Origin of the sequence: Nitrosopumilus adriaticus (assembly GCF_000956175.1) — an archaeon.
Classification (GTDB): Archaea; Thermoproteota; Nitrososphaeria; order Nitrososphaerales; family Nitrosopumilaceae; genus Nitrosopumilus; species Nitrosopumilus adriaticus.
Genome location: NZ_CP011070.1, coordinates 46,035 through 58,360, shown reverse-complemented (window position 1 = coordinate 58,360; position 12,326 = coordinate 46,035). Strand labels below are relative to the sequence as shown.

Annotated in this window: 16 protein-coding genes; 9 read left to right on the top strand and 7 right to left on the bottom strand. The window is 33.0% G+C overall.

Annotation, left to right across the window (positions count from 1 at the left end):
* Positions 1-71: 71 nt before the first annotated feature.
* Positions 72-1,601, top strand: a complete 1,530-nt coding sequence (locus NADRNF5_RS00315; RefSeq protein ID WP_192828329.1) for a peptidylprolyl isomerase — start codon at positions 72-74, stop codon at positions 1,599-1,601.
* Between the two features lie 42 nt (positions 1,602-1,643).
* On the opposite strand, the gene NADRNF5_RS00310 is transcribed toward NADRNF5_RS00315, so the two are convergent.
* Together NADRNF5_RS00310 and NADRNF5_RS00305 are read right to left on the bottom strand one after the other, a co-directional pair.
* Positions 1,644-2,999, bottom strand: a complete 1,356-nt coding sequence (locus NADRNF5_RS00310; protein ID WP_048114487.1) for an NAD(P)/FAD-dependent oxidoreductase — start codon at positions 2,997-2,999, stop codon at positions 1,644-1,646.
* A gap of 72 nt (positions 3,000-3,071) precedes the next feature.
* The gene (locus tag NADRNF5_RS00305; protein WP_048114486.1) at positions 3,072-3,737 is read right to left on the bottom strand and encodes an ACT domain-containing protein; all 666 of its coding nucleotides are present in this window, start codon (positions 3,735-3,737) and stop codon (positions 3,072-3,074) included.
* A 104-nt stretch (positions 3,738-3,841) separates the two neighbouring features.
* On the opposite strand from NADRNF5_RS00305, the gene hsp20 reads away from it, so the two are divergent.
* From hsp20 to NADRNF5_RS00285, 4 genes are all read left to right on the top strand, one after another.
* The gene (gene hsp20 / locus NADRNF5_RS00300; RefSeq protein ID WP_048114485.1) at positions 3,842-4,342 is read left to right on the top strand and encodes an archaeal heat shock protein Hsp20; all 501 of its coding nucleotides are present in this window, start codon (positions 3,842-3,844) and stop codon (positions 4,340-4,342) included.
* A gap of 28 nt (positions 4,343-4,370) precedes the next feature.
* Positions 4,371-6,524: a CDC48 family AAA ATPase gene (locus NADRNF5_RS00295; RefSeq protein ID WP_048114482.1), complete on the top strand. Its 2,154-nt coding sequence runs from the start codon at positions 4,371-4,373 to the stop codon at positions 6,522-6,524.
* Between the two features lie 30 nt (positions 6,525-6,554).
* Positions 6,555-6,773 carry a hypothetical protein gene (locus NADRNF5_RS00290; protein WP_048114480.1) on the top strand — a complete coding sequence of 73 codons (219 nt, stop codon included), beginning with the start codon at positions 6,555-6,557 and terminating at the stop codon, positions 6,771-6,773.
* A 71-nt stretch (positions 6,774-6,844) separates the two neighbouring features.
* Entirely contained in the window at positions 6,845-7,282 is a 438-nt protein-coding gene (locus NADRNF5_RS00285) for a coiled-coil domain-containing protein (RefSeq protein ID WP_048114478.1), read from the top strand.
* A 16-nt stretch (positions 7,283-7,298) separates the two neighbouring features.
* Here NADRNF5_RS00285 and NADRNF5_RS00280 read toward each other — a convergent pair whose 3' ends face one another.
* Both NADRNF5_RS00280 and NADRNF5_RS00275 read right to left on the bottom strand, forming a co-directional pair.
* Positions 7,299-8,219, bottom strand: coding sequence for a transcription initiation factor IIB (locus NADRNF5_RS00280; RefSeq protein WP_048118608.1), 921 nt, complete (start codon positions 8,217-8,219; stop codon positions 7,299-7,301).
* A gap of 175 nt (positions 8,220-8,394) precedes the next feature.
* Entirely contained in the window at positions 8,395-8,586 is a 192-nt protein-coding gene (locus NADRNF5_RS00275; protein ID WP_048114476.1) for a DUF1059 domain-containing protein, read from the bottom strand.
* A 130-nt stretch (positions 8,587-8,716) separates the two neighbouring features.
* Between NADRNF5_RS00275 and NADRNF5_RS00270 the strand changes: the two genes are divergently transcribed.
* Both NADRNF5_RS00270 and NADRNF5_RS00265 read left to right on the top strand, forming a co-directional pair.
* On the top strand, positions 8,717-9,097 hold the full coding sequence (locus NADRNF5_RS00270; RefSeq protein WP_048114474.1) for a fluoride efflux transporter FluC: 381 nt from the start codon (positions 8,717-8,719) through the stop codon (positions 9,095-9,097).
* Positions 9,098-9,102: 5 nt separating this feature from the next.
* Positions 9,103-9,333: a hypothetical protein gene (locus NADRNF5_RS00265; protein ID WP_048114473.1), complete on the top strand. Its 231-nt coding sequence runs from the start codon at positions 9,103-9,105 to the stop codon at positions 9,331-9,333.
* Here NADRNF5_RS00265 and NADRNF5_RS00260 read toward each other — a convergent pair whose 3' ends face one another.
* A complete protein-coding gene (locus NADRNF5_RS00260) occupies positions 9,334-9,606 on the bottom strand; it encodes a hypothetical protein (protein WP_048114470.1) in 273 nt (90 codons plus the stop codon).
* A gap of 100 nt (positions 9,607-9,706) precedes the next feature.
* A complete protein-coding gene (locus NADRNF5_RS00255; RefSeq protein ID WP_048114468.1) occupies positions 9,707-9,916 on the bottom strand; it encodes a hypothetical protein in 210 nt (69 codons plus the stop codon).
* 106 nt (positions 9,917-10,022) lie between these two features.
* Here NADRNF5_RS00255 and NADRNF5_RS00250 point away from each other — a divergent pair, with 106 nt between their 5' ends.
* Positions 10,023-10,322 carry a hypothetical protein gene (locus NADRNF5_RS00250; RefSeq protein ID WP_048114466.1) on the top strand — a complete coding sequence of 100 codons (300 nt, stop codon included), beginning with the start codon at positions 10,023-10,025 and terminating at the stop codon, positions 10,320-10,322.
* On the opposite strand, the gene NADRNF5_RS00245 is transcribed toward NADRNF5_RS00250, so the two are convergent.
* Positions 10,319-11,266: a COG1361 family protein gene (locus tag NADRNF5_RS00245; RefSeq protein WP_048114464.1), complete on the bottom strand. Its 948-nt coding sequence runs from the start codon at positions 11,264-11,266 to the stop codon at positions 10,319-10,321. The genes NADRNF5_RS00250 and NADRNF5_RS00245 overlap by 4 nt on opposite strands.
* A 121-nt stretch (positions 11,267-11,387) precedes the next feature.
* Between NADRNF5_RS00245 and NADRNF5_RS00240 the strand changes: the two genes are divergently transcribed.
* A complete protein-coding gene (locus NADRNF5_RS00240; RefSeq protein ID WP_048114462.1) occupies positions 11,388-12,293 on the top strand; it encodes a transcription initiation factor IIB in 906 nt (301 codons plus the stop codon).
* The last annotated feature ends 33 nt before the right edge of the window (positions 12,294-12,326 follow it).

The following is a 12,326-nucleotide window of genomic DNA, read 5'->3' as shown; positions in this document are numbered from 1 at the left end:
ACTAATACAATTAGCTTTTATGTAAGCCGTTTTGAAAAAAAATATTGAATAAAATATTTCTGATAATGACTATGTCTTTATTATTAGTAAGTTTTGGAAATCAGGCATTTGCTCAAATTTCTGTTGACTATCATAATCTTACAAACCCAATTGTTATTTTAGAAACTAATTTAGGAAAAATTGCTATTGGATTTTTCTATGACGATGCACCAAAACATGTTGAAAATTTTATCAAATTATCTTCAAGCGGTTATTATGATGAAACTCTCTTTCATAGAATTATTCCAGGTTTTATGATTCAGGGCGGTGATCCAAACACTGTCGATGGTGATCCAAACACATGGGGAATGGGAGGCCCTGATGAAAGAGTAGATGCAGAATTTAATACAATAAAACATAATCGTGGGATTGTTTCAATGGCAAGATCTGCTGATCCAAATAGTGGAGGTTCACAATTTTTTATAGTTCACAAAGATTCTAACTTTCTTGATGAACAATATACTGTATTTGGCAGACTAGTTACTGAAGAAAGCTTTGAAACCCTTGATAAAATTGCTGAAGTTCAAACAGATGCAAATGATAGACCAATAGATCCTGAAGAAGTTAAAATTACAAAAGTTACAATTGTAAATGAAGCTGATGTTCCAAATTTAATGATGTTATCAGAACCAGAACGAACACAATCCATTGCATCCCCATCACCTGGTAATCAAAAATATGAAAGTGTTGAACATGGTATTGCATTTAGTGCACCTGAAGGTTGGTTATTACAACAACCTGATAAGACCCAACCAAACTCTCCTGATGTAGTTGCCGTAGGACCAAAAATAGGAGAGATTAACCCAGTCATTTCTTTAACAGTTCAACAAACTAATCAAAGAAGTCTTGATGACCTAATTTCTGAAAAAATGGATACAATAAAACCTGTAATTGAATCTGGAGAACTGAATATCATTTCCCAAGAAAAAATTACTGTACATGGAAATGAAGCTTTTGCAATTGATGCAGAAGGAACTTTTTCATCAAATGGTCAAAGTTACAATGTTAAATTTAGAGAAATTATGGTTTATGGCACTGAAAAATTTTACTCTCTTTCGTATAGTAATGGAATGAATGAATTTGATTCTCAACTCCCAAGATTTGAGGAGACTGTTGATTCTTTTAAAATTTTATCTGAATCAAAAGATACCAACACTTCTTCTACAGAAACTAGTGATAATCAAGAAGGTGGTGGTTGCTTAATTGCAACTGCAACATATGGTTCTGAACTTGCACCACAAGTTCAACAATTAAGGGAACTTAGAGACGGTACAATATTATCAACTAAATCTGGAACTACATTTATGACAGGATTCAACCAACTATACTATTCCTTTTCTCCAATAATAGCTGATTATGAAAGAGAAAATTCTATTTTCAAAGAAGTAGTAAAAATCTCAATTACACCAATGCTATCATCTTTATCAATTCTAAATTATGTAGATATTGATTCTGAAGAAGAAATGTTAGGATATGGTATTGGAATAATTGTAATGAATATGGGTATGTACTTTATGGCACCTACAATCATTGTGTATGGCTTGAAAAGAAAATTTTTGTAAATTCTAGTTTGATTTCTTAATTTTTAAAAATAAATTTTTGAATTACCAAACGTCATCTACTTCATCAAGAACTTTATATTCTTTTTCTGGCTCGCGTCTCATGAATTTTAATCTGGAAATATCTCTATCAAAGAAAATATCTGCTGTCCAATCAAGAAATACTCTAAAACGCTTATCCCATGTAGGTATTTTTGACAAGTAAACATTTCTCCAAAGAAGCCATGCTACAATACCGTGAATATTCATTCCCAAAAAGTTTGCAATCCCTGTTCTTTTTCCAATTATTGCCATCTGGCCTTTAGATTCATAAACAAATTTTGTTTTTTCTTCATTTTTAATTAATGAATAAAGATTTTTAGCTGCAACCTTTGCCTGAGCTTCTGCAATTTGAGCAGTAGGTGCAAAAGGTCTTTGAGTTTTAGGATCTAAAAATAAAGCACAATCTCCTATTGCAAAAACACCTGGAAAATCAACTACTTCTAAAGTATCATCAACAATAATTTTTCCTTTGTCTGTTTTGAATAATGATCTTTTGATTGTATTAACTGGTGTTACCCCAGCAGTCCAAATTACAGTTTTAGATTGTATGGAACTGACTATTGAATCATCTATTGCATCCTTATCGACATCTAATCTTTTAATCATAACCTCATCTCCATTAAAACTCGTTACAGCTGTCTGAAGCTTTATCTCAACACCATGTCCAACTAATTTTTCTTGTGCAAATTTTGCTAGACTTTCACTAAATCCAGGTAAAATATTTGGTAATGCTTCTAAAACAATTACACGGATGTCTTCTTTTTTGATATTTGGATAATATTTTCTTACATCCATAAGAAGATCTATTAATTCTCCTGCTGTTTCAATTCCTGCAAAACCCCCACCTACAATAACAAATGTAAGTAGACTTTTCTTTAAAATTGGATTAGTTTCATTTTCAGCCTGTTCGAGCATATCGATTATTCTATTTCTCACAATTACTGCATCATTGAGTGTCTTCATTTGATATGCATTTTTTTCAAGATCACTCATTCCAAAAAAGTTGGTTTCACTACCTAATGCAACTACTAAAAAATCATAATGAATTGAAATTCCTCTTTTGTCTCTACTTCCCCATAAATTTACAATCTTTCCATATGGATCAATGTTTTTGACTCTACCTTCATAAAAAACTGCTTTTTTTGTAATTGTTCTAATTGGCATTACAATATGTCTAGTTTCAATCATTCCTGATGCTACCTGAGGCAACATCGGTGTAAAAAGCAAGAAATTATCCTCACTTACTAAAACAATCTCAATTTCTGAATCATTCTTAAAATAATTCTCTAATTTTCTAGTGCATTCAAGGCCAGCAAAACCCCCACCTAAAATAACCACCTTTTTCTTATTTCGAGCCATTTACCTCTACTCTCAAAATTACTGAATATATCCTATGAGATCAATATCTTAAATGGGGTTATTCACAACTTTTCAAGTTCTCATAATATCTGAATGTAATATCTCATAAGCCTTTGATGCATCTTTTTCATTTAAAATTATAATAATACTATCTTGGCTGAAAAATGCATTTACAAGCTCAATTCCATTTTCATGTAATACTTCAGCAACATAAGAGACTACATCTGATTGGTTTTGTGTATTAGGTATTGAGATTCTAATCTTTGCAAGACCTGTACTGAACATATCATCTCTGCTTGATACATTGCTGAAAATTTGTCTGATGTCCTCTAAATCTTCTGTAAGGAATCTAAAAGAGTCAGATAATCTAAAAAACTCATAATTGTTTGTAACCTTTGAGAATTTATCTAAAATAGCCATAGGATCCATACCATCTGATTCTTTAACTGAAAATTTTATGTCCATAATTCCATCAGTTAATGCCAATCTAGCATTTTTCAAAACTGATTCATCTCTTACCTCTTCTTTAATCTCAAATGAATCTGCATACCTCTTGATTGCAACTACAACTGTATTGAGGTTGACTGAATTCCCAAGAATCTTCTCAATCTCTGGTTGAATCTTTACAGCTAATGCTGTATAATTTATCAAATCCATTTTCATGCAGTCATAAATCGAGCGATTTCTAGTAATGATCTCCCTTACAACCTCAGGTATTGACATGCTTGCAGATCTCATTAAAATTATTATAGTATGTCAGTTATAATAGGATTATGTAAGAAATCAAAGAAATCACAATAATCTTTATATAATGTCATATACATTACATAATATAGGTGAATATGACAATGTTCTTTGATAGTGAATTTGATAGAATCTTCAAGAGAATGTCGAACTCTTTTTTTGATATAGATGACATTTTTGAGGAATTCAAGGGTAATGGTTCTACCTCTGGTCCATTTTATTATGGATATACAATGACCGTTGGTCCAGATGGAAAGCCCGTTGTAAAGGAGTATGGAAATGTCAAACCAGGCCTTCTCCCAACTTCTGATACAAGAGAACCAATAGTCGATACTATAGTCGATGAAAAAGAAAAAGTAGTAAAACTCATAGCTGAGATGCCAGGAGTAGAAAAAACTGATGTCAAAATTGTAGTTGAAAACAAAACTGTAGATCTCTCTGCAGAACATGATCAAAAGAAATATCATGTTAAAGTTCCAGTTCAACAAAAAATTGATGAGAACTCTGCAAAGGCTACTTACAAAAATGGAGTTTTGGAAATACTCTTCAAACTAATTGAAGAAGAAAAACCAAAAGGCAAAACGGTGGAGGTTGAATAAACCCCTCCTAAATTTTTGAGGAAATGATATGAGTGAAATTATTGTAAGAATAGATGAAATTCCACAACAACATGTTAGAATGGGTAGAGCAATAATTGATCCTAAAATTATTGAGGATCAAAATTGGAGTAGCGGACAAATTTTAGAATTAACGTATAACAAAAAAACACATGTAAAACTATGGCCAGGAAATCCTGAAGAATATGGTACAGGAATAATAAAAATAGACGGAATAACAAGACAAAATATTGGAGCAGCAATTGGAGATAAAATCTCTATAAAATCTGTTGAAGCATTCAATGCTGAAGAAATTACATTATCTCCAACTGAAAAATTAGCAATTGATGAAGAACAACTACATTATGTAATGATTAACTCATTTCAAAACCATGTATTTACTGTACATGATTCAATTCAACTACAAAACCAAATGGGTGGAAAAATTCAATTTGTTGTAACTAATACAAAACCATCAAAACCAGTAATTGTTACTGAAAATACTATATTCAAACTTGGTTCCATGACTAAGGCAGTTGATGCATCCATTCCAAGAATTACATACGATGAACTTGGAGGATTAAAGCGCGAAGTTCTAAAAATCCGTGAAATGGTTGAACTTCCAATGAGACATCCAGAATTGTTTGAGAAAATAGGTGTAGATGCTCCAAAAGGTGTATTATTATATGGACCTCCAGGCACAGGAAAAACTCTTCTTGCAAAGGCAGTTGCAGGTGAAACTAATGCTCATTTCATCTCTCTTAGCGGTCCTGAAATTATGGGTAAGCACTATGGAGAAAGCGAAGAGAGAATTAGAGAAATCTTTACACAAGCTGAAGAAAATGCACCAAGTATTATTTTCATTGATGAGATTGATTCAATTGCACCAAAAAGAGACGAAGTATCTGGTGAACTCGAAAAGAGAATAGTTTCACAATTGTTAACATTAATGGATGGTATGAAATCTAGAGGAAAAGTTGTAGTTATTGCAGCCACAAACAGACCAGATTCAATTGATCCTGCACTAAGAAGACCTGGAAGATTTGACAGAGAAATTGAAATTGGAATTCCTGATGAAGAAGGAAGATTTGACATTCTTTCAATTCATACACGTGGAATGCCAATTGATGAAAAAGTTGATCTTAAAGAAATCTCAAAGACTACACATGGATTTGTAGGAGCTGATTTGGAAGTATTAGCAAAAGAGGCTGCAATGATATCTCTACGTAAAATTCTTGATGTTGAAAAAATTGATCTTAGTGAGGAGAAAATCTCTACAGAAATTCTACAAAAAATAAAGATTACTCGTGAAGATTTCATAGATGCGCTAAAAGAAGTTAAACCTAGTGCACTCCGAGAAGTTCAAGTACAAATTCCAAATGTAACCTGGGAAGATGTTGGAGGACTGGATGCTCTAAAAGAAGAATTACTTGAAGCAGTTGAATGGCCAATGAAATACAAAGAAGCATATGACTATGTTAATGTCGAAGCTCCAAAAGGAATTCTATTACACGGTCCACCAGGAACTGGTAAAACACTCATTGCAAAAGCTCTTGCAAAAATGACAGAGTCTAATTTTATCAGCATCAAAGGTCCTGAACTACTTTCAAAATGGGTAGGCGAATCTGAAAAAGGAGTAAGAGAAATTTTTAGAAAAGCACGACAAGCAGCACCATGTATAATCTTCCTAGATGAAGTTGATGCACTTGTACCACGAAGAGGTAGTGGAGATTCAAGTTCACATGTAACAGAAAATGTAGTCTCACAAATTTTAACTGAAATTGATGGTTTAGAAGAACTAAACAACGTGTTGATTATTGGTGCAACAAACCGATTAGATATTGTTGATGAAGCACTTCTAAGACCAGGTAGATTCGATAGAATCATCCAAGTTCCTAATCCAGATACAAAGGGAAGACAGCATATCTTTGAGATTCATACCAAAAAGAAACCACTTGCTAGTGATGTAAACATTACAAAACTAGTTGAACTAACCGATGGCTTTAGCGGTGCAGAAATTGCAGCAATTGCAAACAGAGCAGCAATAACTGCTTTGAAGAGGTATGTCGGCGGTAAATCTCAAAATGTTAAAGAAATCAAGATCACCCAAGAAGATCTGATTGATTCAATCGATAAGGTAAAGCCTCAAAAAAAGGAGGCTCCTATCCCTCAATCCATAAAATAGTCTAAATACTAAGGGTGATGAGACAAATCAATGAAACTGTATCTTGACTTTAATCCGTGCCAAGAGTGCAATACTATGATGGCAGAATTGAGTAGTCCTGAGATGTTATTTGCTGATGAAAAAACTAGAGCAGATGAATCAGCAAAGTTTCTTCGACACCTAACATACAACCACAACGAAGTAGTTCAAGCAGTAATGGAAGATCTTCCTAAACAAAAGAAAGATCAAGAGCCTGATTTCTACAAATAACTCTCTTTTTCATTATTAGAGATTAGTAATCATATTCAAATACAAAATTATTCTAGTCTGTATGAGAAAAAATGAAAGATAGTCTAATTTTTGGTATAACTATAATGATTCTACTGACAAGCATGACACTCGTTTTTGCAATTGAAGAAACAGAACAAGAGCCCAAACCACCTAAAATGCCAGAACCTTCACCAGAACCAGAACCTATTCGTATGCCAGAACCTGCACCTGCACCATCACCATTCCCAGAAGAATCTGACTCTGAAAAAATAAAACGATTAACTGAAGAAAATGATAAACTAAAAGAACAAATCACCAATCTTCAAGGAGATATATCTGCACTAAAAAATGAAAAGACTAGATTACAAGAACAAATAACAGAACTAAATGATACTATTACAAGTCTTAAAGAAATTACAATGGAGCAAATACGTGTAATCATGGATTTGGCAAATAGACTAAAAGATGTATTATTTGAAAAAATATTTTCTCCTACAATCAACTTGTAGGATTTTTTTGAATGCTTTACTCATTAAGCTTTAATGTTTTCTTTATCAATACAGCTCTGTTTCTAATTGTAACATCGCTTACTCCAGATTCTACTGAAAATTTCTTTTGACTAATTCTTTCACCATTCATTATACATGCAAGGTATAACGAAGCAGCAGCTTGTGCTACTGGATGCTTTCCAGCAGTAATGTCTTCTTTCTCACATCTTTTTAAAATCTCAAATGCATCTCGTTTGGTCTTTTCTTTCAGATTCATATTGTTTGAAATTTTTGAGATAAATGATGAAGTGTCGTATTGATTTAGATTCAATTCAAGCTTTTTGATTATGGTTCTCAAATCTCGGGAAAGTATTCTTCTTTCAACATTTCCAGCCTCAGCAACATCGTCTAATGTTCTGGGGATATTATTTTCTCTACATGCTGCATACAGGGAGGCTGAAACCAATGAAACCATTGTTCGTCCTCTAGTTAATTTTGCATTAACTGTTTTTCTGTAAATATAGGCAGCATTTTCAACAACATTATCTGGTATTCCTAACTTTGTTTTCATTCCGTGAAGTAATGTAAAGGCCTTGCTTAATGCAGCAGTCTTTCTTGACTTACTTCTTTGATCCCATGTTCGTAGTCTGTTGAATTCATATTTTGTTTTGTTGGATAATGCTTTTCCAGTAGAATCTTTATTGGTACCAATTACAGTTGATAATCCTTTATCATTCATTGTTAATGATGTTGCAGGACCTGTTCTTGCTAACTTCATAAAGTCTTCCTGAGTGTAACCGTTGCTTTCATATGATGCGTCAGACATGTTTTGCACTAGAATAAGACCGCAACCCCCACAAACAATTTCTCCTCTTTCAGAATCTGTTATTGCAGGATAGGTTTTGCAAGTATCTAGTTCACACTTGACATCATAATCATTTGAATAATTTTCTAACACTACTAGTAACAATTAGTGATTATAAAATAAAAAGGACGTGTTTCAGGTAATTTTGTATTAAGATCATAACATTACAAACCAAAAATTCCTAGAATTCCTTTAAAATTAACTTGTTAATTGTAAAACAACACACATTGTAATAAATGTTAAAAATGAAAAATATTTTTTGAAAAAATTATTTTCTAATTGATTCTAAAGAATGTCCACGGTTTGTAATCATTTGAGTTACTGCCTCCATCGTATAATCAATTCCATGTTCTTCTTCAAAATGATTTCTTAATTTCTCGATTAGACCTACAGTTTTTTCTCCATCTAGGATAAATTCACACTCAAAACCATAATCGTCACATCTCAGTTTAAGGGTCATTTAGTCTGGAAAAATATTGAACCTATAAAAACTATAGACTTGTATATCAAAATCAAACTTGATTAGGCACAAATTAGCCTCAAAATCTTCCAAATAGCACTAATAATGATAATTAATCTGTATGATGTAGATGAAGGGTTTAGAATTTATTTTTCTAGCAGCAGGTTCCGTTCTTGGAGCATTTCTAAGGTACAAAATTACTGAATCTCCTTTACTTTTCAATACATTACCAGTCAATGTTTTGATAGTCAATATTATTGGTGCATTTATCCTTGGTGCATTTGTAGTGTTGTCAGAACAATGGAATCTTGATGGTCGATACTCTCTTTTTGCAGCTGTAGGATTTTGTGGCTCACTTACTACAATGTCATCATTTGCACTGGATTCTAGCAATCTTCTTGAGAATAATCACTATGGAGCACTTGCAATCAATGTTGTTGCAAATATTGGTTTATCAATTACAGCATTAATTGGAGGAAAATCCTTAATGAGTGCAATAATTAACAATTAATAGAAATGGTTTACTCTTACCAAGTTGTAAAATTTCAAACAATATCTTTTGTTCAAGGTACTCATTGGTCACAATCAGTTGGTGACAAAGGAATTTTGTACAAATCACTCAAAGATCCATTCTCAAAGATTATAATTCAGTCATCTAATGGTTCAAAAAAACTATATCATGTTCCAAAAGATAGAACGGTTGTTGTAACTAATGACACAGTTCATTTTCTAGGTGAATTGGCTTGATTATGTAAAAAATTTGTCTACTTGATCTCTGTATTTTAGAGCAACCTTTCCAAAGTCTTCAAAATCTTCTGCAGTTGGATATTTCATTTTCATTCCATACTGATTTACAAATACAGATAGCGCACTTCCAATTATTAGACTGTAAACTCCATCAGCTACGTTATTTGAATATGGAAATGCAACTTTGATAAATGGCAAGTATGTTTCCGTCTGGGAAATCATTAGTTTGATATGTTTTTCAACATACTCTTGAATATCTGCTGGAATTGCCATATTCTTACTTGATTTGATTTCTTATAAATAGAACTTTAACCATTAGGCGTGATAAATTCTCAAATTTGCAATTTTTAAAAATAGTGCATTTACATCAAATTTATCTTTCAATTTGAGACAGATACTTTTCCTTTCCCTTTCTACTTCTAGGCAGACATCTCAGTTGACTTTTACAGCATGGGCAGACAATTCCATCAACTTCTACAAATATCTCACAATAATTACACCTTTTTTGTCCTGCAGCATACCTGCCAATCTGCAATGGCTTGAGAGCCTTGTACTTTTTGCATTCGCCTACACAATATGCCATGATTAAATACTAAAACAATCAAAAAGATAAAACGTTTGATTGCACTGCACTCGTTTTTTGAAATATTATAAAATAAAATTTATACCGCTAATTTAATTTTCAACTATTGCTTGAATTAGACAAGAAAGTGTTTGGAAAAATAACTACTAAAGAAATTATTGGTGCAGATCCACCTGAAATTCCTGACACTAAAGAAAATCTTGAAAAAGAGCTTGTTTCTTTACTTTCACAACTAGAATCATCCTCAAAAGAGAATCTTGAAAAATTATTAGAAGAGCAAAAAATTGCTGAAGATCACATTAACACTAGACCTGGCGCAATGGCACTAGCTCAAAACAAAATTAAATTATTCAATGAATATAGTAAAAAATACACTCAAAGAATTAAAGAAAAACTGGAATCTTAGAGTCTTTTCTTTTTTGGACGTTTTTTACTGGAATTTTGTTTTTTTCTAACTAATACTGATATTATGACACCTGCAGGAATTCCAATAATTGTTCCAAGACTAACATATGGTGCAATAAAGAAACTTCCAATCCATATACCTCCATCTGTAGTTAATTCCATAAACGTTCTAGGTCGTAAAACAACTGAGACTGTCTGTGAATCTTCTTTGTCTGCTCCTATATCATCAGTATATGTTACAATGATTTGAAATGGAAGTTTGTATTCTGTATTTACTTCATTAACTGGTGTTATGATTTGCGATGTAATTGCTACAGGTGTGTTTTTCTCTATTTTTGAGAAAGAATGAAGCGTTTCTCCCCTAAATTCAATGTCTTTTGGTGGAATTATCTTAATTCTAACATTTTCAATATCAATGTCTTTTGATAAAACTTCAATCTCAATTGGAAACTCTGCGTTTGAAAAAATTGATTCAGGCATTTTTGTGTAAATTGTTATGCTTGGGTCTTTCTTTATTGAAAATGGAATTGCAATGTCATGAAAAAATGGAGGCTGTAAGGTTTCATTATTTGCAACAAGAACGTGAGAATATTTCAAATTTAGATAGTATACCCCAGCACTGGCATCATTTGGGATTTGTAAACTAATATTTTCACCATATGATCCCCCCTGAGCAAGTTTATCCAAAGTAATGCTATCTGATGGTTCTATGATTAGTGCAGGAATTGCTGATAAGGAAAACCCAAATGAAATGTTCTCTTTGTTTTCCCATCCATTATTTTTAATTAAAATTGAGATTACTCCTTCTCTGCCAACTACTATCTCATCAGGATATGTAATTTGAATATCCATTCCCCCATCCAAATTTTGTGTAATAGTTTCAGCATGTATTGGTGGAATCAAAACAAACACTCCAATTAGGAGAGGGACAAACCAAAACCTCATGCTCTGAATTATTCAATAATGACTATTCAGTATTATTGTTAATATCAAATCTGGCACAAAATTTCAAGAAAAAACTTGTTGATTCATAAATACCATAAGTTCTAGGATTCTAGAAATAGTCATGGTAAGCAAGGGTAAGGATCTATGTCCAAGATGTGCACAAGGGAAACTAGTAACTGATAATGAATCAGGAGAAATGTTTTGCTCAAAGTGTGGATTTGTAATTACTGAAAAATTACAAGAAGCAGGACCTGAATGGAGATCCTTTACCCAAGATGAGGGTGGAAACAAGGCAAGAGCCGGCGCTCCAACATCACTTACAATGCACGACATGGGTCTTGCAACAATAATCAATCCTGTAAACAAGGATGCGTCTGGCAGACCACTAACATCATCTATGAAAAGTACCATTGAAAGACTAAGAACTTGGGATAGTAGAAGCCAAGTTCATGAACCAGTTGATAGAAATTTCAGGCAGGCATTTAGTGAATTAAACAGACTAAAAGACAAACTGGCAATCTCTGATGCAGTAATTGAAAAAGCTGCATACATTTACAGAAAAGCACTAGAGAAAGGCCTAGTGCGAGGTCGCTCCATTTCAGCCCTTATGGCATCAGCTCTTTATGCTGCATGCAGAGATACTGAAACTCCAAGAAACCTCAAGGATGTAGAGCAAGCAGCTAACATCAAAAGAAAAGATATTGCAAGATGTTACAGATTGCTAGTAAAAGAACTTGATTTGAAGATGCCAGTAACTGATTCAATTCAATGTGTTGCAAGAATTGCAAGCAGAATTGGAATCGCAGAGAAAACAAAAAGACATGCAACAAAGGTGCTAAAAATGGCTCAAGACAATGAAGTCTCAGCCGGAAAAGATCCTATGGGATTGGCTGCTGCTGCTTTGTATCTTTCTTGTGTTAAAAACGGTGAAGACAAGACTCAGCGTGATATCGCAGAAGCTGCAAACGTTACTGAAGTAACCATTCGAAATAGGTACAAAGGCCTCAAAGAATCATTAGATCTATAACCAAAATGCCTAGTTCTGCATAGTTTAGGACAA

What these genes read in the sequence shown, in the direction of transcription:
- NADRNF5_RS00315 (WP_192828329.1), top strand. Translation starts at nt 72, where the DNA reads ATGTCTTTATTATTAGTAAGTTTTGGAAATCAGGCATTTGCTCAAATT.
- NADRNF5_RS00310 (WP_048114487.1), bottom strand. Translation starts at nt 2,999, where the DNA reads ATGGCTCGAAATAAGAAAAAGGTGGTTATTTTAGGTGGGGGTTTTGCT.
- NADRNF5_RS00305 (WP_048114486.1), bottom strand. Translation starts at nt 3,737, where the DNA reads ATGAGATCTGCAAGCATGTCAATACCTGAGGTTGTAAGGGAGATCATT.
- hsp20 (WP_048114485.1), top strand. Translation starts at nt 3,842, where the DNA reads ATGACAATGTTCTTTGATAGTGAATTTGATAGAATCTTCAAGAGAATG.
- NADRNF5_RS00295 (WP_048114482.1), top strand. Translation starts at nt 4,371, where the DNA reads ATGAGTGAAATTATTGTAAGAATAGATGAAATTCCACAACAACATGTT.
- NADRNF5_RS00290 (WP_048114480.1), top strand. Translation starts at nt 6,555, where the DNA reads ATGAAACTGTATCTTGACTTTAATCCGTGCCAAGAGTGCAATACTATG.
- NADRNF5_RS00285 (WP_048114478.1), top strand. Translation starts at nt 6,845, where the DNA reads ATGAAAGATAGTCTAATTTTTGGTATAACTATAATGATTCTACTGACA.
- NADRNF5_RS00275 (WP_048114476.1), bottom strand. Translation starts at nt 8,586, where the DNA reads ATGACCCTTAAACTGAGATGTGACGATTATGGTTTTGAGTGTGAATTT.
- NADRNF5_RS00270 (WP_048114474.1), top strand. Translation starts at nt 8,717, where the DNA reads ATGAAGGGTTTAGAATTTATTTTTCTAGCAGCAGGTTCCGTTCTTGGA.
- NADRNF5_RS00265 (WP_048114473.1), top strand. Translation starts at nt 9,103, where the DNA reads ATGGTTTACTCTTACCAAGTTGTAAAATTTCAAACAATATCTTTTGTT.
- NADRNF5_RS00260 (WP_048114470.1), bottom strand. Translation starts at nt 9,606, where the DNA reads ATGGCAATTCCAGCAGATATTCAAGAGTATGTTGAAAAACATATCAAA.
- NADRNF5_RS00255 (WP_048114468.1), bottom strand. Translation starts at nt 9,916, where the DNA reads ATGGCATATTGTGTAGGCGAATGCAAAAAGTACAAGGCTCTCAAGCCA.
- NADRNF5_RS00245 (WP_048114464.1), bottom strand. Translation starts at nt 11,266, where the DNA reads ATGAGGTTTTGGTTTGTCCCTCTCCTAATTGGAGTGTTTGTTTTGATT.
- NADRNF5_RS00240 (WP_048114462.1), top strand. Translation starts at nt 11,388, where the DNA reads ATGGTAAGCAAGGGTAAGGATCTATGTCCAAGATGTGCACAAGGGAAA.